Origin of the sequence: Vibrio sinaloensis, assembly GCF_023195835.1 — a bacterium.
In the GTDB taxonomy this organism is placed as follows: Bacteria; Pseudomonadota; Gammaproteobacteria; order Enterobacterales; family Vibrionaceae; genus Vibrio; species Vibrio sinaloensis_C.
Genome location: NZ_CP096200.1, coordinates 1045013 through 1070703 on the forward strand (window position 1 = coordinate 1045013; position 25691 = coordinate 1070703).

A 25691-nucleotide genomic window follows, 5' to 3' on the forward strand; every position below is an offset into this window, starting at 1 on the left:
TTATCTGAGGTAACCTTTCACTGCCCAACTTGGCTTGGTCGTTGAATTCGCATAACAAACAATTCAAGCAGACCCTCAACGCGTGGCACTTTTGATTTGCGTTGGGTTTGGTGTTACCGAGCAATGCGGAAAGTGAGCCAGGGCGTTTCGGGCTACTTAATTGGGCGTTATGCGACTAAGCAAAAATCCTCTATGGCTCTCTTTTTCGTTCTCTCGGGCCATCGGTTTTCCGCGTTGGCTGGTTGTGAGTTTGGCTGGCGTAAAGTGTGGAAAGGGCAAGTTTATCGGCAGTTCAGCTTCGCTGGTTTTTCTCAGCGTTGAGTTTCTCGAAGCAAAAGCTCAGCCATGTGCTGAAATTCACCATTAGTCACCTGTTGGAAGTAGGTCTGTAATATAGTGACTTCGGCTGTTCAGTGACTCACAAAAAGTGTTTGGTTTGTTTGAGGTTTTTCGTGTCTGATGTAATCTTCATCTGCCCAACTTGGCTTGGTCGGTGAATTCGCATAACAAACAATTCAAGCAGACCCTCAACGCTCGCCGATTTTGGTTTGCGTCGGGTTTGGTGTTACCGAGCAATGCGGAAAGTGAGTCAGTGCGTTTCGGGCTACTTAATTGGGCGTTATGCGACTGAGCAAAAATCTTCTCTGGCTCTCTTTGTCGCTCTCTCTGGCCATCTGTTTTTCGGTGTCGGCAAGTCAGTATTGTCGGTTCAAGAACTTGGACCAGTCAGGCAGTAAAACATGCCAAAATTCGCGGGTTGCCTCATTGGTTTTCAGAGCTAGTTGGTGGTGAGTTTCTCTGGCTCAAAGCGCTGCAATGGCAAGTTTATCGGAGCTTCATCTTCGCTGTTTATTCTCAGCGTTGAGTTTCCCGAAGCAAAAGCCGAGTCACTAGCTTAAATTCACCATTAGTCACTTGTTAGAAGTGAAGCTGTAACATAGTGACTTCGGCTGTTCAGTGACTCACAAAAAGTGTTTGGTTTGTTTGTGGTTTTTCGTGTCTAAGGTAATCTTTCACTGCCCAACTTGGCTTATGCAGGTGAATTCGCATAACAAACAATTTAAGCAGACCCTCAACGCTCGGCGATTTTGGTTTGTGTTAGGTTTAGTGTTGCCGAGCAATGCGGAAAGTGAGTCAGTGCGTTTCGGGCTACTTAATTGGGCGTTATGCGACTAAGCAAGAAATCTTCTATATCTCTCTTTCTCGCTCTCTTTGGCGGTCGGTTCGCGGTGTCGGCAGTTCAGGATTGTCGGCTCAAATTCTTGAATCACTCAGGCCGTAAAACATGCAAAAGTTCGTGGGTTGCCTCATTGATTTTCGGAGTTAGTTGGTGGTGAGGTTGGCTGGCTCAAATCGCTGGAAGAGCAAGACTATCGGAAGTTCTTCATTTACTGGTCTTCCGCCGCGTCGAGTTTCTCGGAGTAAAAGTTTAGTCACTAGCTGAAATTCACCATTAGTCACTTGTTGGAAGTTGGTCTGTAACATAGTGACTCCGGTTGTTCAGTGAATCACAAAAAGTGTTTGGTTTGTTTGTGGTTTTTCGTGTCTGAGGTAATCTTCATCTGCCCAGTTTGCCTTGGTCGATGAATTCGCATAACAAGCAATTCAAGCAGACCCTCAACGCGTGGCACTTTTGGTTTGCGTCGAGTTTTGTGTTGCCGAGTATTGCGGAAAGTGAGCCAGGGCGTTTCGGGCTACTTAATTGGGCGTTATGTGTATTAACTTGGATCTCTTTTTCGGTAGTAATATACGGATATACGCTGAGAAAAAAATGCTAGAGCTAGCATTGCCAACACGCCAATCACGATGAGAGCAATAAAAACGGCAGCTAAATCGTTATAACCATTAGACGCTACGTATAAGTTGACTAACTTGATTCCTAGCACCAATATGAGAATCATCCCGATTATGGCGAACAAAAGAATGCCCCATGCATGTAGATCTGGGGATATTGGTCTTTGGTATTTCTGAGCAGCCATAATATTTACCACTGAGCAACCTTGTATCAAGTATAGCCGAGTAACTTCTAGACTATACACATAACAAAGCGTTTAAGACGGATTCCCAACGCTGGGCGGTTTCAGTTCAAAGATATGCATCAGTGTTTATGGCATAATGTCTTGAGTGCAGTGGTAGCGTTGCTCACCACTTAACGCGGCGTTATATGCCCGAGTACCCCACGTTTAGTAGACACTTTACAAAGTTAGATCTAGGGTCTAATTGAGAGGTGATTTATGGCTAAACATCGTAATCCAGCGTACACCGAAGAGTTCCGCAAAGAAGCAGTGCGCCTGGCCAGTCTTCCTGGCCGAACAGCCGTCTCCGTTGCCAAGGAACTGGGCATCAGTGCCCAGCAAATCCGGAACTGGAAGCGCCAGTTCACACGCCTATCTGATAAACAGTTTAACACCTTAGACGGTGTCGATTATTCGAAGAAAGAGTCCGAAGAGCTTCGAGCGCTAAGGCGCGAGAATAAGCGACTCAAAGATGAAATGGAATTCCTAAAAAAGGTCTCGGCGTACTTCGCGAAGCAGCAAGAGTGAAGTACGAGTTCATTGAAAGTTATACCAGTGAGTACTCGATTAGCTTAATGTGTCGCACGTTAGAAGTCAGTCGAAGTGGTTACTACAAGTGGTGCCATCATACGCCAAGTGAGCGTTCACAGCGGCGCGAACGCTTTGAACAACTAATCATGTGTACCTTTGCCCAATATCGGGCGCGTTACGGTTCAGTGCGAATAGCAGAAGAGTTAAACGAAGCAGGCTATGCCTGCTGCGTGAACTATGTGGCTGATATCATGAATGAAAAAGGTGTCAGGGCTCGTAATGGTAAAGGGTTTAAATACAGCAAGGATGTGGCGGCTATGACGAATGTTGCTGATAATTTACTGCGTAGAGACTTTGAGTCTGAGGCTCCGAATCAGAAGTGGGTCACGGACATCACGTATATCTGGGTGAAGAGCCGTTGGCTCTTCTTGGCGACTGTGATGGATTTGCATTCAAGGCGCATCGTGGGTTGGTCGCTAGGGACAACCATGACCGTCGAGCTCATCACTAATGCGTTAAAAATGGCGTTTGAGTCACGTAAGCCGCCTAAGGGCGTCATTATCCACTCAGACCGGGGTGTACAATACAGAGCCTATAAATATCAAGACTTCATGCGCAAGCATGGAGGTGTACCGAGCATGAGTCGACAGGGCAACTGTTGGGATAATGCGGTGATGGAGTCGTTCTACAGTCGACTGAAAGTCGAACTGATATACGCAGAAGACTATCAAACTGTCGAAGAAGCCCGAATGGGTATCTTCGAATACATCGAGGTATTTTACAATCGCAAGAGAAGACACTCAGCGTTGGGGCATGTCAGCCCGGTTGAGTACGAAAGTATGTAGTTATGTACTGTCTACTTTTTGTGGGGTACACCATTTACCAATCAAGATCATCACCCTAGTTTTTATTTCGGGTGATGTCTTCGCTACAAGTGGTTTTGTGGGAGTTGTGATTGACCAAGTACAGCCACAACTAAAATAAAACCGTCTTCTTTTGTAAAGTAAGCTGTGTGTTTTCCTACCGGAAAAAAGAAGCCGCTTGGATAAATCTCATCGCAACTGCGACCTACGGCTGGATTATCGGCGAGCATTTGAAACCCAGTTAGCAATGTATCTTTATAGTTGTTCCACTGCATTTCAGAAAAGTTATTGACGGTATAACTTTTAATTTTTCGTAAATGAGCCTGAGCCAATTTACTTAGTTTGTATTTATTCTTTTGCATAGTGGGTTACAAGGCGCTTAGGAAATCTTCACCATCAACTACATTGCCTTGTGCTAAGTCTTGTTTAGCCGACTCGAAACAATGTTTAAGGTAATCAGTTTTCATTGCCTCTAGTTCTTCATAGTCTTTGATAGACATTACCACTACGGCATCTTTACTGTTTTTGCTAATCTTTACTGGCTCACGTTGGGCGCTTAGAAGCAACTCACCAAAGTTACGCTTTGCATCATTTGCTGTTAGTGTGTGCATACTCAATCTCCAAATTTGGAATTACAGTAAGATTATAGTTTGTCGCACAAAATGGTCAATACGATTGAATCGTGCGATTTGTGTGAAATGTAAACTAACAAGCAATTTAAGAGGGATTCACAATGCTTGGCACTTTCACTTCAAGCTAGTTTAGTGTTTATGGCACAATGCTTTAGGTAGGGTGGAGGCGTTGTTCACCCCTTAATGGGGCGTTATAACACAAAATCAAATCCTTGCTCAAAATCGTGACTTGAACTATTATTTGTACGTTATTTTGTACTGACTGGAGTTCAATATGAGCCGTATTCATTTCGATCAAGATATTCAGCCATTATCTGAATTTCGTGCAGGTGTAGCTTCTTACATCAAACAAATCAATGAGACTCGCCGCCCATTGGTGATCACACAACGTGGTAAAGGTGTAGCAGTTGTTCTCGATGTTGCAGAGTATGAAGCAATGCAAGAGAAAATCGAACTACTAGAAGAAATGCGCACAGCTGAAGCTCAATTAGCTTCAGGTCTTGGTGTTTCCAATGATGATGCTCGTGCTCAAGTATTAGGGCGCATTAAGAAATGAAAGTAGTTTGGTCTCCTTTAGCGCTTCAGAAGCTAGGCGATGCAGCGGAATTTATTTCTTTGGATAATCCATCTGCCGCAGAAAAGTGGGTGAACGAAGTTTTTGATAAAACTGAACTACTTGGAAGTATGCCTGAAATGGGGCGCTTTGTTCCTGAAATGCCCCATACGAATTATCGCGAAATCATTTTTGGTCACTATCGTATTATCTACAGCTTAACTCATGAGATCCGCGTACTAACAGTACGTAATTGTCGTCAAATGTTGTCGGAAGATGATGTATAAAACTGTGTTATAACAATCAATTCAAGCAGACCCTCAACGCTCAGCACTTTTGGTTTGCGTCGAGTTTGGTGTTGCCGAGCAATGCGGAAGGTGAGTCAGTGCGTTTCGGGCTACTTAATTGGGCGTTAGCTTACTTAACGGAATATTTGAATTACAAGGAAGTAATATGTTTCGAGACATGAGTTCTCATATATCGGGAAAATTGGTATTAGTGTTATTTACCATGGCAAGTTAGCCGTCAAAATGGAGAAAACATGGAAGTACAATTTTTAGAGAAAAATTCTGATTACAAGTCAGTCCTAGAAGTGTTGTTACAACTTCGCCCAAATTACAACTTAGATACTTTGTCTGGTCAGATCGAGAAGCAGCAATCAAATGGTTACCAAGTCGTCTAGGTCAAATCGCCAGAAGGCGTACTAGCAGCAGGCTTTAGCGTAGGTGAAAAGCTTGCTTGGGGTAAGCATATTTACATTGAAGACTTGGTAACTAATGCGCAATTTCGTTCGAGTGGTGTAGGCAAATTTATTATCGATTGGTTTAAAACATATGCTTTAGAAAGCGGTTGCGAACAAATACATTTGGATTCTGGTGTTCAGCGTTTTCTAGCACATTAGTTCTATTTACGCGAAGGTTTCAATATCGCTAGTCACCACTTTTCTATAGTTGGCGTCCAAAACGGCTAACAAAGCGTTTAAGACGGATTCACAACGCTTGGCATTTTCGGTTTGCAGTAAATTTAGTGGTTAAGGCACAATGGTTTAGGTAGGGTGGTTGCGTTGCTCACCACTTAACGCAGCGTTATGCGACCCGAGTACCCCACGTTTAGTAGACACTTTACTAAGTTAGATCTAGGGTCTAATTGAGAGGTGATTTATGGCTAAACATCGTAATCCAGCGTACACCGAAGAGTTCCGCAAAGAAGCAGTGCGCCTGGCCAGTCTTCCTGGCCGAACAGCTGTCTCCGTTGCCAAGGAATTGGGCATCAGTGCCCAGCAAATCCGGAACTGGAAGCGCCAGTTCACACGCCTATCTGATAAACAGTTTAACACCTTAGACGGTGTCGATTATTCAAAGAAAGAGTCCGAAGAGCTTCGAGCGCTAAGGCGCGAGAATAAGCGACTCAAAGATGAAATGGAATTCCTAAAAAAGGTCTCGGCGTACTTCGCGAAGCAGCAAGAGTGAAGTAAGAGTTCGTTCCAGTTGCATATACGGCTCATCTTCCTTTCTCGCAATTAACCTTAAGTATCCTAACTTCAATCTGAGTCATGCTCTAACATTTTCAACACCAGGCAATATCTTGCTTGTTGAGCTAATTTTTGCCCCGTCGTTTTTTGTATTAAGCTGCCAAGGTTTCTCTATTTGTCCGTCGTGAGCAGAGTGATGATTGGGTATCAAGTTAACCCTCAGATTCAAATCCACTGGTGGCGGCCAAAAACATTAACGTTCAACAATACAAGTAGTTACAACGGAACATCATTCATATCAAGGATATTGACCACATGTCTATTCAACCTGAATCGAATCGTCGCCCTCTAGCTGTGCGCGATATCTCGGTGATCAAACGCGTTGCTGTTTGGTTGAGTCAGAAGAATATAACCCCCAATCAAATTTCACTGATGAGCATCTTGTTTGCCACTGGTGGTCTCGCGTTTGCCGTAGGTTATCACTTCCAGCCTGAGCCAACCTGGTTGGTGTTGTTCGCTCTGATGATTCAAATGCGCTTGTTGTGCAATTTGTTCGACGGCATGGTCGCTGTAGAAGGCGGAAAGAAAACACCAGCTGGTGAGTTGTTTAATGATGTGCCAGATCGTATTGCGGATCCGCTGCTAATAGTTGCAGCAGGCTGGGTAGCCCACTCCGCATTTGCAATGTCACTGGCTTGGACTGCGGCATTGTTGGCAGTACTTAGCGCTTACATTCGCGTATTGGGAGTGAGTATGGGGTGTGCTGCTGACTTTCGCGGGCCAATGGCTAAGCAGCATCGAATGGCTTTGCTCACTGTCACATTGTTAGTGACTGCAATTAGCCAGTGGCTAGAGATGTTGCCAAGCGTTAGTGATTATATGATGGATATTGCACTTGCGGTCATGGTTATCGGCTGCAGTATCACCTGCTGGCGTCGATTGCTGTCGATTTTTAAGACTAAACAGCAGCTCGTAACCTCATCATCGAGTGAAGAAAACAGTCACCAGGCCAAGCAGTCTGCGCATGCGCTAGACGGCTCTGCTGATAAGCCGTGGAGTGAGCTTCATCATGATTAATATCCCTACGAATTCGCTACACATGATGGCTACCATTACGTTGGTTTTGGTGGTTGGCACCCTGGTTTACTTATATTTGTCACGCCGCAATTTAGATAAGGACTACCACGAGCTAAAACTGCGCATTCGCTCTTGGTTGTGGATGATCGGAATCGTCTTTGTCGTGCTCTATCTGCCTACTCAATACACGCTGATCTTTGTCGCCTTTTTAAGTTTTATGGCATTGAAAGAGTTCCTCTCGATTGTACCAACGCGGATGACAGACCGACGCGTGATTTTCTGGGCTTACCTTTCGATCCCGTTCCAATACTACTGGTTATCACTCGGTTGGTATGGCATGTACATCATATTTATACCAGTCTACATGTTCCTTTATTTGCCTATGGTTGCGGTGCTGATTGGTGACACCAAAGGTTTCATCCGCTCGGCTGGCATCATTCATTGGGCGCTGATGTTAACGGTTTTTTGTGTTAGCCACATGGCCTACCTGTTGGTCTTGCCAAGCAAGAATCCTGAGGCCGGTTCAATGGGAATGCTACTGTTTTTATTGGTATTCACTCAGTTCAATGATGTTTGCCAATACGTATGGGGTAAGAGTTTCGGTAGACATAAAATCGTACCGAGAGTCAGTCCTAATAAAACATGGGAAGGCTTTATTGGTGGCGCGGCAACCATCATTCTGATCAGTTACTTTGTTGCGCCTTACCTGACACCATTAACCTCAGTCCAAGGTTTAGTCGCGGGGATGATCATAGTCTTGAGTGGCTTTATTGGTGACCTAGTTATTTCATCGGTTAAACGTGATTTGCAAATTAAGGATACCAGCCAGTTCATTCCCGGCCATGGCGGTATTTTGGATCGTATCGATAGCCTGATGTTCACCGCTCCTTTGTTCTTTCACTATATCTATTATCTTTACTACTAAGAGGACGCGATGAAAGTTTTCAAAGTTCTGTTCGTCTTGCTGTTTGTCAAGCCACTGGTATTTGTTGGTTTGGGCATCAACATCATCAATCGACAAAACCTGCCTCTTAATGGACCCATGGTGGTGGCTGCTAATCACAATAGTCACCTCGATACTTTGGTGTTATTGGCGCTTTTTCCAATCAGTATGGTGCATAAGGTTCGCCCCGTGGCGGCAGCGGACTACTTTTGTAAGAACAAAGTCTCAGCATGGTTATCACTCAATATCTTGGGCATTATTCCCATCCACCGTTCACCGAGTAAAAGTGATCGTCATGCTGTATTTGATGAGTGCCACAAGGCCCTCAATCAAGGAGATATCTTGATTATTTTTCCTGAGGGAAGCCGAGGCGAACCCGAAACCATGAGTGGGCTAAAAAAAGGGATTTATCATTTAGTGAATGAGCATCAAGCCTGTCCTGTCATTCCTGTGGTGATGCGCGGACTTGGCCGGGCGTTACCCAAAGGTACCGCGATGTTTGTCCCCTTTAACTGTGATGTGGTTTTGGGAGCACCAATCGCGAAGTTCAAAAGTGCGGATGACTTTCTTACTACCATGCAAGCAGAATATCAGCAGCTAGCCCAAGCGTGTATTGTCACGCGCAGCGAACAGTAGCTTAGTTTTAGTGCGTGATTTCTTTTTAATTGCTCCTAAGCAGAGTGCCCGAGTTCTTAGTCTAGAATCGGGCACTGGTTAAAGTGTTTGATCTGTTCAACAATGTTTCGGCTTGATCCCGGTTTAGACGTTAAAGAAATGATTAAATCATTTTTTGTGGTGCCCTAGGGCTGAACTTAAAAAAAGGGATATAGATGAACAGAAGAATACTTTTAGTCTTAACTGTTTTGTTGGCAATGCTTGGTTGTGCCGACTCTCATTCATTGAAGGTAAATCAGTTGGACAGCAATGTTCGGTTAGAACCAACCAGTGCTGTCTACATCGCTTTATCGCATGATGGCCAATATGGTAGCCATTATTATGCAGGTTCTGGGAAAATGCTTAGTCAAACAATCAAAAGTGAATTAGCAACAACGCTGAATAATGTTGTAATAGCGAAGGTTCCAGAAGATTACAACACGGCATTGGACTTTGCTTCTTCGCGTAAATTTGATTATCTGGTATACCCAACTATTTTACATTGGGAAGACAGAGCTACCGAGTGGTCAGCAAAGCCTGACAAGGTTGAGGTGAAAATAGTCGTTGTGGATGCAAAATCTGGCGCAGTAGTGAAGTCGGGTATTATCGATGGGAAAAGTGGCATCGCGACGTTTGGAGGAGACAAACCGCAAGATTTGTTACCACTTCCGATAAAAGAGTTCTTTACTGACATGCTTTAAACTGAAGAGCACAGTAAACCCGCCATGGGTAATTCTCAACATTTGGCACTGGATTGTGCGACTGGGTAGGACATGGCAAACGAGTGGAGGAAGACCATGAAAGGACAAGTCGTAGAATGGAATGACAGTAAAGGTTATGGCTTCATCTCTTCTGCTGATGGTCAACTGAGGGTGTTCTTCCATATTTCATCAGTTACAAATCGTGGTTACCGGCCTAAAAAATCGGATGGGGTTATTTACGACTTGGTTGAAGACAGCAAGGGTCGGCTCAATGCTCAAAATGTCGTGATTCCCGGTGCGAATGGATTTCCATTCACTGTATTGTTTGGCTTCAGTTTTTTGGTGGCAGCGACCGCTTCAATCATAGTGTTTAATGGAGAGCACCTACTGATCCCAGTTTATCTATTGATGAGCGTTTTCACCTATTTGATGTTTGCTTGGGACAAACAGGCTGCGCAATCCGGACGTTGGCGAACTTCTGAAAATACATTGCATATGCTGTCTTTGCTTGGGGGTTGGCCTGGAGCGCTATTGGCTCAGTTCCAACTGCGGCATAAATCTAGTAAGCAGCCTTTTAAGTTGATTTTGTGGATAACCATCATACTCAATGTAGCGGGATTTGTTTGGTTATTTAGCGAATCAGCGAGGAGAATCATTCAAGCTTTAATGTTCTAACCAATCTTTCAAGATATGGCGTATGTACAGGCAGTGAACTCACCGTGTTATAGTAATCTTTCGCTGACGATAACGAACTGAGAGAAGGGGCGGGCAAGGCTTTCCACCCGCCCCGATGCTAAACACCGCTTACTTCAGCGCGGCCAAAATGGTTTCGGCTTTACTTGCTTCAAATTGTTTTGGCTGTTCGACATTAAGCTCGGTGACGACACCATTATCGATGATCATCGCATATCGTTGCGAACGCACACCACCGAAGTTTCCGGTGTCCATTTCCAGCCCCAGAGCTTTGGTGAAACTTGCATCCCCATCGCCGAGCATCAAGATTTCCGAGGCGTTTTGAGCCTCTCCCCAAGCGTGCATGACAAAGGCGTCATTGACAGAGACACAGGCGATCATATCGATACCCGTGGCTTTGATTTGATCAGCAAGCACTACGTAGCCCGGTAGGTGTGCTTCGGAGCAAGTTGGGGTGAACGCGCCTGGAACCGCGAATAACACCACTCGTTTATTAGCAAAAAGCGTCTCGGTGCTGTGGGTTACCATACCCTCATCTTTCAGTTCACTGAGGGTGGCATTAGGTATTGCTTGGCCTTTCTGAATCATGTCCGCATTCCTTGTGTTATTTGACCCAATCAGTGTAGCGGTAAGAGCATAAACCGACCACTTATTTCAGATTTGCCAGGCAGGTTGTTGCAGGCCTGTGTGAGTTGAGTGATGGGCTTACTCTGGTTACCATAAGCGTTCATTTTTGCGTTAGAGAGTACAGCATGTCATTTCCACCTTGCCCAAATTGCCAATCAAACTATGTTTACCAAGATCAATCACTGCTGGTTTGCCCAGAATGCAGTTATGAATGGAATCCCGACCAAGTCGCGGAGGATGAGACGCTTTCTATCAAGGATGCCAATGGCACATTATTGGCTGAAGGAGATAAGGTGACGCTGGCGAAAGACTTAAAAGTAAAAGGCAGCTCACTGGTGTTAAAAATTGGTACCAAAGCATTGGTAAGACGCATTGTCGATGGCAAAGATCATCAACTCGATTGCAAAGTCGATGGCGCTGGCGAGATGATGATTACCGCTCAGTTTGTAAAAAAAGCCTAGGCCATGCCAGTAGCTTCAACTTTCAGGGCAGCATCACGCTGCCTCATTTGACTCTCCACTTATCTCACAGCTTATTCTTACTGTTTAAGTTTGTATAACCAGCTACAGTCAACATTTTTGGCAAAATCTGGATTTTTGTCATTTTGCGGCCACAATTTAGTAATAAAACTAACAATAATTAGTTCTAAATCATCAATTGGCGCTGTCTAAAATAACGCTTTTTTATAAGGATCATGAGCAATGCGAAATTTAGGATTTAAGACGTTGCTGCTTATTGCAATCATTGCTTTGGTGGTTGTCTCTGTCTCTACGTCGAGCTATGTGGCGTACGTTGAGCAACGAGACGACTTGGTTAATCTTATCACCAAAAGTAACCAAAACTACGTAGATGCAGAAGCACAGCAGATTGCCAACCGCTTGAATGAAAAGGTCGCTGGGCTGGAGAAGCTAGGGCAACGTTATGAAAATGAGCCTATTACCGGTGAGCCGCAAGACTTCATTGAAATGACCCACATATTTGCGGCAGCAATGAACCTCAATAGCTCTGTGGTTGCCTTTACCAATGGTGACGCCTATTGGAACCAAACGGCGAACACGTGGCCCAATCATAAGTTTGATGGCGATGTGACCACGCGCGGCTGGTACCAAGCAGGGCGCCGAGCCACCACCACTAGTATCACTGAACCTTATCTAGGCAGTGAAGAGGGGGGTATTTATTGGGTGTCGGTGGTGCGCAAAACCTTTAGTGGCATGATCTCCGTGGATATGCAGTTGGACTTTCTCAACGAAATCGTCAAATCGGCCAACCAAGTGGCAGGGAAAACCGCGTTCATCTTAAATCACGACGGCACCATATTGGCTTCATCCATCAAAGAGGTGAAGGCGGGTGATAAAACCGACCGTTATCCGTGGCTTGCTAATGTTGGACAGCAGGTATTGGGTAAAGAGAGTGCCAGTCTCGAAGCCACTGTGGGCGATAGCGAGAAACTGTTTTTCTCTCATCAGATCCGTATCGCTGATAAGAGCTGGTACTTACTGGTTGGCTTAGACAGTGAAGTGGTGTTCAGTGATCTGTCTGCTGCCAAGCGCAATGCGATTGTCACGGCTGTGATCGCAACCGTGGTCAGTATTATCGTGGCGCTGCTGATTTTGCGCGTGTTGTATCGCCCTATATTAGTGCTCAAAGAGACAGTCTTGAGCTTGAGTCAAGGTAATGGCGATCTGACTCAGCGCATTGAAGTGAAAACGGATGACGATCTAGGCCAGATTTCACAAGGCGTGAATGTGTTTATCGATAATTTACAATCGATGATGCTGGAGATTCGTCAGGTCACCGACCAGCTCAACGAAAATGTTGATCGAATGAAAGATCAAAGCCAACGCAACAGCGTGATCTTGCAAAATCATGTGCAAGAGACCGAGCAAGTGGTTACGGCGATTGAAGAGATGAACTCTACGGCGGATTCTATGGCTACTGATGCGGCCAACACGGCAGACCTGACCAATAAAGCCAATGAAGCCAGTGCTGAGTCAAAACGTACGGTGACCCAAGCGAAAGCCAATGTGCAGGAGCTGGTGGATGATGTCAGCGCTGCTTCGGAAAATGTGAATAAAATGGCATCGGAAACCGATGGTATCAATACCATTCTTGGTGTGATTGGCGACATTGCCGAACAAACCAACCTATTGGCATTGAACGCAGCCATCGAAGCGGCTCGAGCCGGGGAACAAGGACGCGGATTTGCGGTGGTTGCCGATGAAGTGCGCAACTTAGCCAGCCGTACCAAAACCAGTACCGAAGAAATTGAAGCGGCATTGGCGAGCCTACAGCGAGGCAGTCAGTCCGTGGTGAGTTCGATGGAAACCACCAAGCAGAAATGTGCACAAACGGCGGAAGGCGCAGGAGAGGTCGCGGAAAGCCTTGATGTGATGACTCAGTTTGTCGCCGATATCAATGACCTCAGTACCCAAATTGCGACCGCGGCTGAGGAGCAAAGCAGCGTGACCCAAGAGTTGAGTCGAAATATGGCGGCGATTAATGACATTGTTGGCGAGCTCGACAGCAATGGCCAACAGGCGCTAGAGGAGGCGCAAACCATCTCGGAGATGAACCAAACCCTGACCAGTATCGTCAGACGTTTCAAACTCAGCTAATCCACGTTGAAATAAAGGCGCATCATGCGCCTTTATTCGTTTTGCGATTGCAGTAAAAGTGCCGGTGTACGGCTGATGAACCACATCAAGCTGGCTGCTGCAAATACGGTTACTGCGGCGAGAGCGAACCCATATTGAGTCAGTCCCCATTTTGACAATAAGGCTATTAACACGTAGCTGATGCTTTGCATCGAGGTAGAGAACAGCGCCAATCCTCCGTCTACCCGCCCACGTTGACCAACGTCAATCCGATTGTGCATCCAGTTGGTACGAGCGATGCGATTAAGGGCGTTAAAGAAACCGAATCCCAGAGTGAACATCAACAAATGACTTGGATGCATGGCCAGGCTCATCCCAACTAAACTTAGGCCAACAGCGAACATCGAATAGAGCATAGTGGTCGGGTTTGGGCGTGACGCAAGGAGCCTTGATACCATCAACCCAGTCAGCAGCGACCCAAAACCAAAAGCCATACTGTAGCCAGCAAACCACTCTCCAGATACGCCAGTTTCAGCAAACCAGATAGGGACTAACTTGAGTAAGAATGTCAGGATTGGATAGCTTAAACACGAGAGCAACAAGAACGCAAAGAACTTAGGCTGCGCTGCAAAGATGCTTCGGCTCTGCGTGAGCTGAGTGAAGAAGGGTTGTGTGGTGGATTGAGTTAATTGGCGTTGATAAGGAGTGACGGCGTAACTTAGTCCAGACAAAGTCGAGGCCGCCGCCGCAAAGAATGCGAACTGTGCCACTCCCCAATGTTGAAGGAGTAACACTCCCAGCGCGCCAGCGCCCAACGTTGTGACTTGCATTACCACCTCTTGTTTACCCGAAATCGAGGCATATTCGTGGCTTTGGTAGTTCTCTTGGGTGAACGCATTATTGGTCGCCCAGGCAAGGTTACTCGAGACCCAAAACACTAGCTGTGCGCCGGCCAAAACCCACAAGTTTAATCCATCGATTGCCGTGCTCAGTAAGACTGACAGCGCTGCCGTGACTTGAACGGCTTGAACTAGAATGAGCAACTGCTTTCGTGAATGACGGTCTATCAGCGTCGCGAAAAAAGGGGTGAGAATAAAAGAAGTTAGTGTGCAGGCTAACGCCACTAAAGCAACGAATGAGCCAGCATCTGGTGTTTGCAGCATGATCCAAGGTAGCGCCATCATAAACAATCCAGAAGAGAGCCCATCGAAAAAGCGCCCGCTTAGATAGGTAGCGGTTTTACCCGTGAAAACAGTCATCATGATCTTTTCCTTGTGTCATTTCAGGTCTGACTGCTACTCTAAAACCTCAAGTTAACTTAAGGTAAAGTGTTTTTTTTGATTCGAGGAACGGAAATGGACTTAAGTGTTGGCCAAGTAGCGAAACGGGCTGGCGTTAATGTGTCGGCGCTGCATTTTTATGAGCAAAAAGGCCTGATTCATAGTTGGCGCAATCAGGGCAATCAGCGCCGCTATGACCGTAGCGTATTGAGACGAATTGCGGTGATAAAAGCGGCGCAAGAGGTGGGGCTAACCTTGGAAGAGATTGTTCAATCGCTTTCTCATTTGCCGAAACATCAAGCGCCAAATCGCCGCGAGTGGGAGCAAATGGCGTCGGGTTGGAAACAGATGTTAGAGCACCGAATTCAACAACTAAAAGCCTTGCAGCAAGACCTAGGAGGCTGTATCGGGTGTGGCTGCTTATCGATGGACTCGTGTGCGATTTACAATCCCAAAGATATCCGAGCCGAGACCTACCAGGGCAAGACGTTACTCAGTCATCCTGAAGAGTGGCTACAAGGACAGAGCGAAGCTAAGCAACAAGGGTAAGGTCAAAATACTAAAGAAGTTGCCAAACAATACCATAGAGGCCACTTTCGCCGGTTCGATATGCAATCGCTCGGCAAACAAGTAGTTCATCACTGCCGGAGGGAGCATGGTAAATAACACCATCATTTGAAGCTGCATAGTTGGCAAGGGGATAAACCAGTAAATAGCCGCAAAAGCCAATGCGCCGGTAAACAGTGACTGCAAGGTACACAACACGCCAATCTTAAGGCCGCTCAAGCGCATGTTGCACATTTGTGCGCCGAGTGACAGTAACATCACAGGTACTGCCGCTTGTCCGAGCAGCGCGGTCGCTTCGTACAGTGGGCTCCACACTTGAGTGCCTGACAAGTTGAGAAGGAGCGCTGCGGACGCCGCTAAGAAAATCGGCATCTTGATGATTTGTTTAAAAGGGTTACCCTCGCTAAGCAGAGCCAAGCCAAGGCTGATATGAATACAGGCGGAGACAACAAACAGTAACACCGCGGAGGCGAGAGCGCCGTCGCCGAATGTATAAGTAAACAGCGGGATAGCAAGGTTACCACTATTGCGAAACATGTGTGGCGGTGCCCAAGCTTTGAAACTTAGCCCAGACAAGCGGCAGATAGGAATCATTACCAAGCCGGGCAGCAATACTGCCACCAGTGAAGCACTGAGCAGTGGGACTTGTTCAAAGTCGAGCGGCATAGAGACCAATGAAGAAAAGACCAGAGCAGGCGTAAACGTATCCATGTTGATGCGATTGATTGGCCTAAAGTCAGGTTTTAACCATTTGCCAACCGAAAAGCCCACCAATACCAGTGCGAATACTGGAAACAGTATTCCTACGACTTGCTCAAACATCTTCCTTCCTGAGGCTGCATCTATTCCTTGCGTTCAAACTACCTGATTTATGGGCAATAAAACAGCAAAAATGGTCAAACGCTGCGTACCTCGTCAAACTGGTCGTCAGTAGTATTGATTATCCTGGAGCGGAACTTCGAGTTGGTTACTCTCTTGGCGCACTGGCGCCCCTATCATTTCATCGTAGGCGCTTTGCTGGCGCAACACTTGCGACTTAGCTTTAATTCGACAGCACTGCCGCTGCAAGTCGACGATTGAATGGGCTCTCAGAAATTGTCCCTTATCATCGGTCACATAATACTCTTCTCCGTCAACCAAAACTGACGCATGGTATAGCGCCATGTCCAGAGAATGAATCACAAGCTTATCCACGTAGAAGAACTGCTCTAGTTTGCTTAACGCCATTTTCATCATCTGTCCCTTATTGCCGTTGATGTCTGATTGGTTTTTTTGCGTATACAGGGCTGTTACGGGGAATATGATGAAAAAGATTAACTTAGTTTGGTTGAAGCGCGAGCCGCGCCTCAAAACGTTTTGGCCACCCATGTGCGCAATAATTGATCTGTTTTCATAGCGCCTGCGTAACATCCTTCGAAGCAACAAAACAGCTAACAGGAGCTTAGCTCCCAACTTAAGGATGGAATCATGTTTAAATACACACTATCACTTGCCGTCGCGTTCGTCGCACTGTTTGCCTACATCTTGCCAGCGCAGGCTCATGACCATGGTATGAAGGGTGACATCGTCGATGTCGCAGTTGAAAATGGCTCATTCAATACATTGGTTGCGGCAGTCAAAGCCGCGGGTCTTGTCGAAACACTCAAAGGCGATGGTCCTTTCACCGTGTTCGCACCGACAGATGAGGCTTTTGCCAAATTGCCAGAAGGGACCGTAGAGTCACTGCTGCTGCCGGAAAACAAGGATAAGCTGGTGGCTGTGCTCACTTACCATGTTGTTGCGGGTAAAGTGATGGCAGCTGACGTGGTCAAGCTAGACAAGGCGACCACAGTACAAGGGCAAGATGTGATGATCAAAACCATGGGCGGTAAAGTGATGGTCGATAACGCTAATGTGGTGGCTACCGACGTCAAAGCAAGCAACGGTGTGATTCACGTCATTGACCAAGTGATTCTTCCTAAGTAGCGCCCACCCACGCTACGTTCCCCTGGGCAAAGCTTAGCTTTGCCCTTTATTTGTTTATAAGGTACGGATAATGCAGCAACAAACCTTGAACGCCAAGCAAATTAACGACATGGAAAGTCGCTATCGAGCGCGACTGATCAACAGTTTAAGCGGATTTAAAAGTGCTAACTTGGTTGGAACGGTAGATAGTGATGGTCAGCCGAATCTCGCCATTGTGAGTTCAGTGACGCATATTGGTTCTAACCCGCCTTTACTCAGCTTCATTAGCCGTCCCAATTCGGTAGAGCGCCATACCTTAGAGAACATATTCCAAACAGGGGTGTTCAGTTTAAACTCGGTCGAGGCGGATTTCGCATCGCTGGCCCATCAAACCTCGGCTAGGTATCCAAAACAGCAGAGCGAGTTTGAAGCGGTTGGACTGACGCCGCACTATCACTCAGGCTTCGCCGCCCCATTTGTTTTAGAAAGCAACATCAACATTGGCCTTCGCCTTAAAGAGCATCACACTATCCAAGCGAACAATACGGAAATGGTCATCGGTGAGATTGAACACATTCATTTGCCAACTGGCATCATTAAGGCAGACGGCTATCTCGACATTGAGGCGATGGAGTGGGTCACTATCAGTGGTTTAGACAGCTACCACGTCACTCAACGCCTGTTTCGCTTGCAATACGCTAAGCCCGATAAAGCGTTAAAACCACTGTCGGTTGCGGGAGAGCAAGCGGAGTGGCCGAGTCGCAATGACGAACTTTGCTGACTCCAATCGGTAGCATGTACCAAGATCATTACTACGCCGGTCCGCTACTGCTGACGATATTTATGCAGCAGGTCGATGGGAATGTGGCAATAATCATTGGGGTTGCGGGTCAATCGATCTTGATGCTCTTCATCACTTTTCACGTAATTGCTCAAGGGGAGTATCTCGACCACAATTTTGCCTGCGTCGGGCCTTCGATTGAGATGCTGTCGAGCCGCTTCTAGGTGGTTTGGGTCCCGACTATAGATGCCAGTTCGATATTTCTCGCCCACATCGGGTCCTTGCTGATTCACGCTATAGGGATCGATAATTTCAAACAGATGGTCGATAAGCTGTTCAAGCGTCACGCGACTGGGATCGAAACGCGTTTTTACGCATTCAGCATAACCATCATACTCACCTTGTGTGGTGTTGCTGGAGCCATTGGCGCGTCCGGCTTCGGTTGTCATTACGCCAGGTAAGTGACGCATAAACTCTTGTACGCCCCACAAGCACCCACCCGCAAAATAGACTTCTTGAAACATCTGAATCTCCATCGTGACGTCATATCTCGCCCGAAGTGTGCCTGTAAAGCAATAGCGAGTCTAGAGGCGTGAAATTTTGCCGCTGTCTTTGGTCAAAATCGCGCGTATTCACGTAAAAAAAGAGAAGAAAAATCCATTAATCATAAACGACAAGGTGGTTACATGACGTTAAAGAAACGGCTTGAAAAACTCGCCCCTCACTTTGAATCTGGTGGTCGGTACCAAACTTTTTATCCTCTTTACGAAGCGGTCGCCACGATATTTTATACCCCGGGAATGGTCAATAAAGGGCAAACCCACGTCAGAGACAGCATCGATCTAAAGCGGATTATGATCATGGTCTGGTTAGCTACTTTTCCGCTGATGTTTTGGGGAATGTACAACATAGGTAACCAACCCGTGTTGGCGATGAGTAGCTTTTCACTAGAGCAGATCGCAGCCAATATTGAGCAATCCTGGCGACTCGATCTGGTGTTCGCAAGTGGTGAAGCAGTGCTAAACGCCAACTGGGTGGACAAGATGTGGTTGGGGGCTTGTTATTTTGTACCTGTCTACGCCACGGTATTTGTGGTCGGCGCCTTTTGGGAAGTGCTGTTTGCGACGGTACGCAAACACGAAATCAACGAAGGGTTCTTTGTCAGTTCCGTGCTGTTTTCACTCACATTGCCGCCGACGATCCCACTGTGGCAAGCGGCGCTTGGTATCAGTTTTGGTATCGTGGTGGCCAAAGAGATATTCGGTGGTACGGGACGCAACTTCCTCAATCCTGCATTGGCGGGGCGTGCGTTTCTCTACTTTGCTTATCCTGCGAATATGTCCGGCGCTAGTGTTTGGGTTGCCGCCGATGGCTATTCCGGGGCGACGCCTTTGAGCCAATGGTATGAGGGGGGCGTGTCCAACCTTATCAATCATTCCACAGGTCAAGCGCTAAGCTGGGGGGAAGCGTTCCTCGGTCAGATGCCAGGTTCGATGGGCGAAGTGTCGACGCTATTGATTGTGCTCTGCGGGTCGGTATTGATCGCAATGCGCATTGCCTCGTGGCGCATCGTTGTTGGCGTACTGGCTGGGTTGCTTGTTTCTTCTATGCTACTCAACTCTATAGGCTCTAACACTAACCCGATGTTCTCTATGCCTTTCTACTGGCATTTCGTTTTGGGTGGGGTGGCATTTGGTGCCTTCTTTATGGCAACGGACCCAGTGTCTGCCGCGTTTACCAATAAGGGTAAGTGGGCGTATGGCTTTTTAATTGGGGTGATGACGGTTGGAATACGCGTGCTCAATCCAGCTTACCCTGAGGGCATTATGCTCGCGATTCTGTTTGCCAATTTGTTCGCGCCACTGTTCGACCATGCGGTCAAAGAGGCCAACATCACTCGTCGTCAATCGCGCTATGCCAAGTAAAGTCAAAAAGCAGCACCTGCCTGAGAAGGTATGTGCTGCCTGTCAGCGTCCATTCACTTGGAGAAAGAAATGGCAAAGTTGTTGGGAAGAGGTGAAATACTGTTCGAAACGGTGTCGTAGCAAGCGTTAAATAGCCCGCTGTTACCATGGCAGCTCTTCGCCACTGTAGCTGTAAAAGCGGCCGCTGTTGTTGGGCGTGCTGCGCTCGATAATGGCGACCAAGTCTTCAGCAACTTTTTTTGGGGAGAACAACTTGCCTGGCGGCACGTTGGCTTGGAAAGGTTTGGAGAGCTGAGTGTCGGTTGTGCCTGGGTGCAGGGCAAGAATCACCCCTTTTCGCATTGTTCGACTCCATTCTATGGCAATGGTCTTAATGATCATGTTGAGCGCTGCTTTCGAGGCGCGGTAGCTATACCAGCCTCCTAAACGATTGTCGCTGATACTGCCGACTTTCGCCGATAGACAGGCAAGTTTAGGCGCGTTGCTTTTCTTAAGTGACGTCGAGAAGTACTTGGCCAGCAACAAGGTCGGAAGCGTGTTGCGGTTGAAGTTTTGGTAGAAGAAGTGGGTATCGACACTACTGAGGTTTTTCTCCGGTCCTTTGTCGCCATCGTGCAGAAAACCAACACAGTTAATGATCCAGTCTAGCTCGGTAAACGTTTGGCTCAAGTTAGCGACAGACGTTTCGCAGCTCGCATCGAGCTGATGCCACACGAGATTGGGCGAGGCGCTAGGCTGCGGTGGTGTTGAGCAGTAGGTGGTATGTAATTCAGCGTTTGGAAAGCGATGCTGACAATGCGTAACAATGGCTGCGCCGATACCACCGCTGGCACCGATAACTAAAATTTTCATGATCGGATCTCAGTCTTTTTTGAATGCGAGTAGCGAAATTGCTTTTCAATGTGACTAGGTACGTAAAACCAGCGTGAAGTTGTCAAATGGGCTGCAACAGTGTGATCAAGCGCATGGTTCTTGTTGTTGATCCCCTTCATTACGTCAGCAGAACCTCGATTGATACCAGCTTGGCGAATAGTGGTCTAAATTTATATGAGCAAAGTTTCGTATTTATGGGCGCGCTGAATGCAGGTTTGGTTAAAAAAACATTGGGCTTCAGGGATGGTCATCCTAGTGTTGACTGTCTCTGCACTGCTGTTTTATCAGCATAAGATACGCACTGAGGATCTGGTCGATGAAACGAAAATAGGCGTCTCATTAACCCCGCTCTCTGCGCCTTTTTTCGTCGCTGATCAAATGGGGCTATTTAAGCAGTATGGGTTGAATGTCAGTTTGTTGCCGTGCTCAAGCGGTGTGAGTTGCGCGGATCTTATGCTCAGCAGCGATGTCGACTACGCTACGGCCTCGGAATCTGTGGTGATGTTCAAAAGCTTTCAGCGGGATGATATCTTGCTGTTAGCGAGTTTTGTTGAGTCAGACAACGACCTGAAACTGTTGAGTTTGGTGCCTTCTAAAATCTCACGTGTGGCACAACTCGAGGGCAAGAGGGTAGGCGTGATAAAAGGCTCCGCCAGCGAATTCTATTTTGACTCGGTGTTAATTGGAAGCAACCTGCGTGACCTTAGGGTTGAGAAAGTGTATCTGCAACCAAAAGAGTTGGTTCCGGCGCTATTGGCTTACAATGTGGATGCGATTTCGGCATGGGAGCCGATGGGGTTTCAAGTTGACCTGCTGTCGGTTGCGCGTGTGCACAATCTAGGGATTGAAGGAGTTTATCAACTGTCGTTCAATCTTATTTCAAGACCGTCCCATCTCGAGTTTGCGGGCGATGAGCCGACCCGACTGCTGCAAGCACTACAAGACGCGATTGATTGGATAAAGGCCCACCCTGATCAAACCATGACTTTACTCTCCCAACGCCTCGAGGTGCCCGTTGAACAAATCGACTGGTCATGGGATGACTACGTGTTCCGCTTATCTCTGGGTAACTCACTGTTATCAAACCTACAACTGCAAGCACGCTGGGCAATTGATAGCGGCTTGGTCAGTAAATCGCCACCGGATTTTAGGCGAGTGTTTTACTCCCACCCTTATCAACAAATGCTCGCAGAGAGGAACTGACATCATGCTTGATTCGATGTTTAAGAAGATGTTTGTTTTATCAACGACCACCATGTTGTTGACTCTGTTTATTGTCGTGTCGTTCTCCAAAATCCATGCCGAACACAAATCTACCAAGGTCGAACTGGATCAAGTGATAGAGCTGCAATTAGCCGTTGATTTACTGCGTAGTCAACTATGGGCGTTTATGCAGTTTCGTGATAAAGCCAGCCTAGAGCAAGTTGAAATGGCGCAAGCCGAGCTAGACACTAAGTTGACCGCCTACAAACACGCAGACATTCAACTAGACAACCTGCTGCGCATGAACGCCGGTCTTCTTAACCTACTTGAGCAAGAGAAATCACTTTTCTTTGGACGCGCGCAGGGTGACAACCCAGCCCTCAACAATGCGCTCGATACCAGAGTATTGCTTCAATCTCGCTACAACATGATCGTACAAAATATGACCGAGGAGCTGGCATACATTCACAAGCAGGTTCTAAACAACAATACTCTTGGCCTCCAGCAGGTTATGCGCACTGCCGCCGTTTGGTTGATCGCTTGTTCACTCTTGGTCAGTGGCGTGGCTTGGCTGATTTTGTTCCGCTTTAAATCTGGCGCCGGGGCGATCAAAAAAGCAATATTAAACCTTGCCAGTGGTCAGCTTGATACCAAGGTAGAAGAGGTGAAAATGGACAGTGAGTTCAAAGTGATCTCTAGCTTCTTCAATCAAATGACGGTCTCATTGCGTCAATCGACAGTCACCAAGAAAGAGTTGGAAGAGGAGGTGAAACGTCAAACCAAACAACTGCAAAGCAAGCAAGAGCAACTGCTGTTTCTGTCTGAACACGACCCACTCACCAACTTAATGAATCGACGCGCATTCGATAAACAAGTCGAGAGCTCTTTGGTCAAGGCCAATCGAACCCAGCGTAAACTGGCGATCATGTTCTTAGATCTCGACGGCTTTAAACAAGTTAATGATACCTACGGCCACAATGCGGGCGATCTGGTGCTGACAACAGTAGCGCAGCGGCTCGAAGAGTGTATTCGAGAGTCTGACTTTGTTGGGCGCTTGGGCGGTGATGAATTTGTGGTTTGTCTCGATTTGTTGAACAACTTCGATATAGTGGCGCGCAAGGTGGAGCAAATCCAGAGTGCGATTCATCAACCAATCCATTTCAATGATCGCAGCTTGCAAGTGAGCGCCAGTATTGGCGTAAGCTACTATCCCGATGACAGTAAGAACAAAGAGACCCTAATGAGCTTGGCCGATGAAGCCATGTATCGAGCCAAAGAGCAACCGCGCGAACCAGTAGAGGATCAGTTGGACAGTGAGTCGCCAGCCGACGATATTAATGTTGTTAGCTTACATGGCAGCAAACATTAACCCCCAGTCAAAAAACAACAGTGTAAAAATTAGTTAACACTGCTTTATCACGGGTATTTTCTGCCCCCTCTCGACATCAATATCAATAATCGACATCTTATGCGGGTTTGATCTGCGCCTATTTCGCGGATCGCAAAGGGATAGGAAGTCTACAATGGATAAAGAACATAGCTTGCGCGAAAATTTGCTCGCGCTATTACTCGGTAGTGCCTTGGTTTCTCTGGGCGTTATCTTTTTCAACAAAGTGGGTTTGTTGACCGGTGGAACCGCTGGTCTGGCGATTTTTCTAACCAAAATCAGTGATTTCAGCTTTGGTCAGATCTTTTTTGCCCTTAACCTGCCGTTCTACATTCTATCGGTAACGCGCATGGGCTGGCGTTTTACCCTCAACACCTTTGTGGCGGTAACCATCGTATCCTTCGCGGTTGACCACCTCCACCATGTGATTGAGATAGCGCGCATCGACCCATTCTATGCGGCGTTACTTGGTGGAGGCATGATAGGCATTGGTATGCTGGTGATCTTTCGCCATAAGATGAGCCTGGGTGGCTTTAATATTCTGGCGCTGTTTTTACAAGAGCGATTTGGTATTCGAGCCGGCAAAGTGCAGATGGCACTGGATTGCACTATTGTGATCTTGTCGCTATTTATTGTCGATATCTCGATCATTCTGCTGTCAGTGATGGGCGCGGTAGCAACCAATCTGATACTGGCGATGAACCACAAGCCGGGTCGCTATCAACCCCAACCCACCACCGCTTAATCAATAATAAAGGCTTAGCCAAATCGGCTAAGCCTTTTTTTATGGTTGAGTCATCGATTAAAGATCTACCACTGCATTAGAAAATGAAACGCCAGATTGACGATGCCCGTGCGGGATGGCCATAAACCGAACGTCAAAGTAAACAAAATAGTAATCAAGCTATCAATTAGGCGTAATTCGCCAAAGGTAGGAGATATTCACCATGCTTATTGATGGTTTTTTCGTAGTATGGATTTAAGTGCCTGAAAGGATTGGTTTTATTTTTGGAATCATTCTTGCTGAACCGTTTTGTCTTCAATCAGAGTGTTGATGGCGCATCGCACTTGAGAATCCATACAGGATTCATATAAAAGTCATCGTGACAATGGATAGTTCTGCGCATATTGGTGTCCAAGCTCTGTTCACACGTATAACAACCATAATAACGTTCTGATTTTTGAAGATTATTTAAATAATGACAAACGGATAAGGAATTCACATGATGATCAAGCCGTTACGTTGGCTACTGCCGTTGTTGATTTTAGCTGGGGCTTACGGAGGTTACGCGGCGATTGCTTCAAGCGCACCTGAGCCTCTCGACAACAAACCACCTAAAGCGCCGCCATCGGTGCAAGTGATTCAAGCACAATCAAGCGACCATCGCGTTGTCATAACCGGTCATGGCGAGTTAAAGCCGGTTGAAGTGACGCAGCTTTCGGCTCAAGTGTCGGGGGAAGTCACCAGCTGGCACCCCAACTTTGTTGTTGGAGGGGTGGTCAAGCGTGGCGAGGTGCTGTTTACCCTCGAAAGTGACAACTATCAGGCAGCGGTGCTGCAAGCAGAGGCGGAGTTAGCGGTGGCCCAAGCAGCACTTATCGAAGAGCGTGCGCGCGCCGAAGTCGCCAAGCGTCAGGCGCGTAACTTGCCAAAACAGCAAGTGACGGATTTGTATCTGCGTAAGCCACAATTACTCAGCGCTCAGGCGCAGTTGAAATCCGCTCAAGCGGCGTTAAAACGCGCCAAACGAGATCTTGAAAACTGCCAAGTTGTGGCTCCCTATGATGCTTTAGTGGTTGAAAAATCGATTGGTGTTGGCCAGTTTATTTCCGCTGGGAGTCATGTCGCGACGCTAAATAATGTCGAAGCGGGCGAGGTGCACATCCCAATCGCCGGCTTTGACAGCGAGTTTCTGCCGGTGAGTTTTGTTGGCCAACCCGCTCGCGTTATTCAACGTGGAATCACGGCAACTCAGCGTGATGGCTCGATTGATAGGGATCTCGGTATCGTAGACAGTAGCACGCGCATGACCAGTTTAGTGGTGCGAGTCGATAATCCTTACGCTATCGATAGTGAGCAACCTCCAATGCAATTTGGCTCCTACGTTGAAGTTCAGTTTAGCGGTAAGGAACTCAAGCATATCTATCGCTTGCCACAAGAGTTGGTCAACAATCGCCAAGTTTGGGTGGTAAACCAAGACAACCAACTTGAACCACGAACGGTCAATGTGCTGCGCGCCGAAAAAGAGTTCATGTTGATCAATCAAGGTTTGCAAGATGACGACCAAATCGTCCTTACGGTGCCCGAATACCCTCAGCAAGGACTAGAAGTCACGATCAATCATACGGACAGCGAGCAACACGCCCAGGATTAACA

The 25691-nt window shown here is 46.9% G+C and carries 29 protein-coding genes and 1 pseudogene; 22 read left to right on the forward strand and 8 right to left on the reverse strand.

Translation table 11 applies throughout. The features are described from left to right. Positions 1-2234 precede the first annotated feature (2234 nt). Complete coding sequence (locus tag MTO69_RS18240) at positions 2235-2543, forward strand: transposase (RefSeq protein ID WP_004413754.1); 309 nt, start codon at positions 2235-2237, stop codon at positions 2541-2543. Continuing rightward, entirely contained in the window at positions 2540-3391 is an 852-nt protein-coding gene (locus MTO69_RS18245) for an IS3 family transposase (RefSeq protein ID WP_248334819.1), read from the forward strand. Before MTO69_RS18240 ends, MTO69_RS18245 begins: the two co-directional genes overlap by 4 nt. An 83-nt stretch (positions 3392-3474) precedes the next feature. Here the strand turns inward: MTO69_RS18245 and MTO69_RS18250 are convergent, their stop codons facing one another. Then, on the reverse strand, positions 3475-3771 hold the full coding sequence (locus tag MTO69_RS18250; protein WP_248334835.1) for a type II toxin-antitoxin system RelE/ParE family toxin: 297 nt from the start codon (positions 3769-3771) through the stop codon (positions 3475-3477). Between the two features lie 6 nt (positions 3772-3777). Next, the gene (locus MTO69_RS18255; RefSeq protein ID WP_045957228.1) at positions 3778-4020 is read right to left on the reverse strand and encodes a type II toxin-antitoxin system Phd/YefM family antitoxin; all 243 of its coding nucleotides are present in this window, start codon (positions 4018-4020) and stop codon (positions 3778-3780) included. Positions 4021-4315: 295 nt separating this feature from the next. On the opposite strand from MTO69_RS18255, the gene MTO69_RS18260 reads away from it, so the two are divergent. From MTO69_RS18260 to MTO69_RS18300, 9 genes and pseudogenes are all read left to right on the forward strand, one after another. Continuing rightward, positions 4316-4597 carry a type II toxin-antitoxin system Phd/YefM family antitoxin gene (locus MTO69_RS18260; protein ID WP_000086647.1) on the forward strand — a complete coding sequence of 94 codons (282 nt, stop codon included), beginning with the start codon at positions 4316-4318 and terminating at the stop codon, positions 4595-4597. Next, positions 4594-4881 (forward strand): type II toxin-antitoxin system RelE/ParE family toxin, encoded by a 288-nt coding sequence (locus MTO69_RS18265; protein ID WP_248334836.1) that lies wholly within the window; start codon positions 4594-4596, stop codon positions 4879-4881. The genes MTO69_RS18260 and MTO69_RS18265 overlap by 4 nt, the downstream gene beginning before the upstream one ends. Before the next feature lie 254 nt (positions 4882-5135). Further along, positions 5136-5564: pseudogene (locus MTO69_RS18270) on the forward strand (GNAT family N-acetyltransferase). A gap of 190 nt (positions 5565-5754) precedes the next feature. Next, positions 5755-6063 carry a transposase gene (locus tag MTO69_RS18275; protein ID WP_004413754.1) on the forward strand — a complete coding sequence of 103 codons (309 nt, stop codon included), beginning with the start codon at positions 5755-5757 and terminating at the stop codon, positions 6061-6063. Between the two features lie 317 nt (positions 6064-6380). Continuing rightward, positions 6381-7142 (forward strand): CDP-alcohol phosphatidyltransferase family protein, encoded by a 762-nt coding sequence (locus MTO69_RS18280; protein WP_248334837.1) that lies wholly within the window; start codon positions 6381-6383, stop codon positions 7140-7142. Then, positions 7135-8067, forward strand: a complete 933-nt coding sequence (locus tag MTO69_RS18285; protein WP_248334838.1) for a phosphatidate cytidylyltransferase — start codon at positions 7135-7137, stop codon at positions 8065-8067. Before MTO69_RS18280 ends, MTO69_RS18285 begins: the two co-directional genes overlap by 8 nt. A 9-nt stretch (positions 8068-8076) precedes the next feature. Next, complete coding sequence (locus MTO69_RS18290; RefSeq protein ID WP_248334839.1) at positions 8077-8721, forward strand: lysophospholipid acyltransferase family protein; 645 nt, start codon at positions 8077-8079, stop codon at positions 8719-8721. Positions 8722-8915: 194 nt separating this feature from the next. After that, the gene (locus MTO69_RS18295) at positions 8916-9440 is read left to right on the forward strand and encodes a DUF4823 domain-containing protein (RefSeq protein ID WP_248334840.1); all 525 of its coding nucleotides are present in this window, start codon (positions 8916-8918) and stop codon (positions 9438-9440) included. A 96-nt stretch (positions 9441-9536) separates the two neighbouring features. Beyond that, positions 9537-10115: a DUF1294 domain-containing protein gene (locus tag MTO69_RS18300; protein ID WP_248334841.1), complete on the forward strand. Its 579-nt coding sequence runs from the start codon at positions 9537-9539 to the stop codon at positions 10113-10115. Between the two features lie 129 nt (positions 10116-10244). On the opposite strand, the gene MTO69_RS18305 is transcribed toward MTO69_RS18300, so the two are convergent. Beyond that, the gene (locus MTO69_RS18305) at positions 10245-10721 is read right to left on the reverse strand and encodes a peroxiredoxin (protein ID WP_248334842.1); all 477 of its coding nucleotides are present in this window, start codon (positions 10719-10721) and stop codon (positions 10245-10247) included. Positions 10722-10885: 164 nt separating this feature from the next. On the opposite strand from MTO69_RS18305, the gene MTO69_RS18310 reads away from it, so the two are divergent. Then, positions 10886-11221 (forward strand): zinc ribbon domain-containing protein YjdM, encoded by a 336-nt coding sequence (locus tag MTO69_RS18310; RefSeq protein ID WP_248334843.1) that lies wholly within the window; start codon positions 10886-10888, stop codon positions 11219-11221. A gap of 240 nt (positions 11222-11461) precedes the next feature. Then, positions 11462-13375, forward strand: a complete 1914-nt coding sequence (locus MTO69_RS18315) for a methyl-accepting chemotaxis protein (protein ID WP_248334844.1) — start codon at positions 11462-11464, stop codon at positions 13373-13375. 32 nt (positions 13376-13407) lie between these two features. On the opposite strand, the gene MTO69_RS18320 is transcribed toward MTO69_RS18315, so the two are convergent. Further along, positions 13408-14616: an MFS transporter gene (locus MTO69_RS18320; protein ID WP_248334845.1), complete on the reverse strand. Its 1209-nt coding sequence runs from the start codon at positions 14614-14616 to the stop codon at positions 13408-13410. 93 nt (positions 14617-14709) lie between these two features. Between MTO69_RS18320 and soxR the strand changes: the two genes are divergently transcribed. Then, positions 14710-15183, forward strand: coding sequence for a redox-sensitive transcriptional activator SoxR (soxR, locus tag MTO69_RS18325; protein WP_248334846.1), 474 nt, complete (start codon positions 14710-14712; stop codon positions 15181-15183). Here the strand turns inward: soxR and MTO69_RS18330 are convergent. Together MTO69_RS18330 and MTO69_RS18335 are read right to left on the reverse strand one after the other, a co-directional pair. Then, the gene (locus MTO69_RS18330; protein ID WP_248334847.1) at positions 15148-16023 is read right to left on the reverse strand and encodes an AEC family transporter; all 876 of its coding nucleotides are present in this window, start codon (positions 16021-16023) and stop codon (positions 15148-15150) included. The two genes, soxR and MTO69_RS18330, sit on opposite strands and share 36 nt — an antisense overlap. Before the next feature lie 105 nt (positions 16024-16128). Continuing rightward, positions 16129-16434, reverse strand: a complete 306-nt coding sequence (locus MTO69_RS18335) for a DUF6482 family protein (protein WP_248335617.1) — start codon at positions 16432-16434, stop codon at positions 16129-16131. A gap of 234 nt (positions 16435-16668) precedes the next feature. Between MTO69_RS18335 and MTO69_RS18340 the strand changes: the two genes are divergently transcribed. Both MTO69_RS18340 and MTO69_RS18345 read left to right on the forward strand, forming a co-directional pair. Next, a complete protein-coding gene (locus MTO69_RS18340) occupies positions 16669-17166 on the forward strand; it encodes a fasciclin domain-containing protein (protein WP_248334848.1) in 498 nt (165 codons plus the stop codon). 70 nt (positions 17167-17236) lie between these two features. Beyond that, the gene (locus MTO69_RS18345) at positions 17237-17926 is read left to right on the forward strand and encodes a flavin reductase family protein (protein WP_248334849.1); all 690 of its coding nucleotides are present in this window, start codon (positions 17237-17239) and stop codon (positions 17924-17926) included. Positions 17927-17970: 44 nt separating this feature from the next. Here the strand turns inward: MTO69_RS18345 and MTO69_RS18350 are convergent, their stop codons facing one another. Beyond that, positions 17971-18450 carry a peptide-methionine (S)-S-oxide reductase gene (locus MTO69_RS18350; protein WP_248334850.1) on the reverse strand — a complete coding sequence of 160 codons (480 nt, stop codon included), beginning with the start codon at positions 18448-18450 and terminating at the stop codon, positions 17971-17973. A gap of 162 nt (positions 18451-18612) precedes the next feature. Between MTO69_RS18350 and MTO69_RS18355 the strand changes: the two genes are divergently transcribed. Continuing rightward, positions 18613-19851, forward strand: a complete 1239-nt coding sequence (locus tag MTO69_RS18355) for an NADH:ubiquinone reductase (Na(+)-transporting) subunit B (protein ID WP_248334851.1) — start codon at positions 18613-18615, stop codon at positions 19849-19851. Further along, positions 19841-19981 (forward strand): DUF2256 domain-containing protein, encoded by a 141-nt coding sequence (locus MTO69_RS18360; RefSeq protein ID WP_248334852.1) that lies wholly within the window; start codon positions 19841-19843, stop codon positions 19979-19981. Before MTO69_RS18355 ends, MTO69_RS18360 begins: the two co-directional genes overlap by 11 nt. An 11-nt stretch (positions 19982-19992) precedes the next feature. On the opposite strand, the gene MTO69_RS18365 is transcribed toward MTO69_RS18360, so the two are convergent. Continuing rightward, positions 19993-20703 carry an SDR family oxidoreductase gene (locus tag MTO69_RS18365; protein WP_248334853.1) on the reverse strand — a complete coding sequence of 237 codons (711 nt, stop codon included), beginning with the start codon at positions 20701-20703 and terminating at the stop codon, positions 19993-19995. Between the two features lie 228 nt (positions 20704-20931). Here MTO69_RS18365 and MTO69_RS18370 point away from each other — a divergent pair, with 228 nt between their 5' ends. From MTO69_RS18370 to MTO69_RS18385, 4 genes are all read left to right on the forward strand, one after another. Beyond that, positions 20932-21927 (forward strand): ABC transporter substrate-binding protein, encoded by a 996-nt coding sequence (locus MTO69_RS18370; protein WP_248334854.1) that lies wholly within the window; start codon positions 20932-20934, stop codon positions 21925-21927. 4 nt (positions 21928-21931) lie between these two features. Then, positions 21932-23296: a diguanylate cyclase domain-containing protein gene (locus MTO69_RS18375; RefSeq protein ID WP_248334855.1), complete on the forward strand. Its 1365-nt coding sequence runs from the start codon at positions 21932-21934 to the stop codon at positions 23294-23296. A 154-nt stretch (positions 23297-23450) separates the two neighbouring features. Then, positions 23451-24059 carry a YitT family protein gene (locus MTO69_RS18380; RefSeq protein ID WP_248334856.1) on the forward strand — a complete coding sequence of 203 codons (609 nt, stop codon included), beginning with the start codon at positions 23451-23453 and terminating at the stop codon, positions 24057-24059. 478 nt (positions 24060-24537) lie between these two features. Then, positions 24538-25689: an efflux RND transporter periplasmic adaptor subunit gene (locus MTO69_RS18385; RefSeq protein WP_248334857.1), complete on the forward strand. Its 1152-nt coding sequence runs from the start codon at positions 24538-24540 to the stop codon at positions 25687-25689. Positions 25690-25691 lie beyond the last annotated feature (2 nt).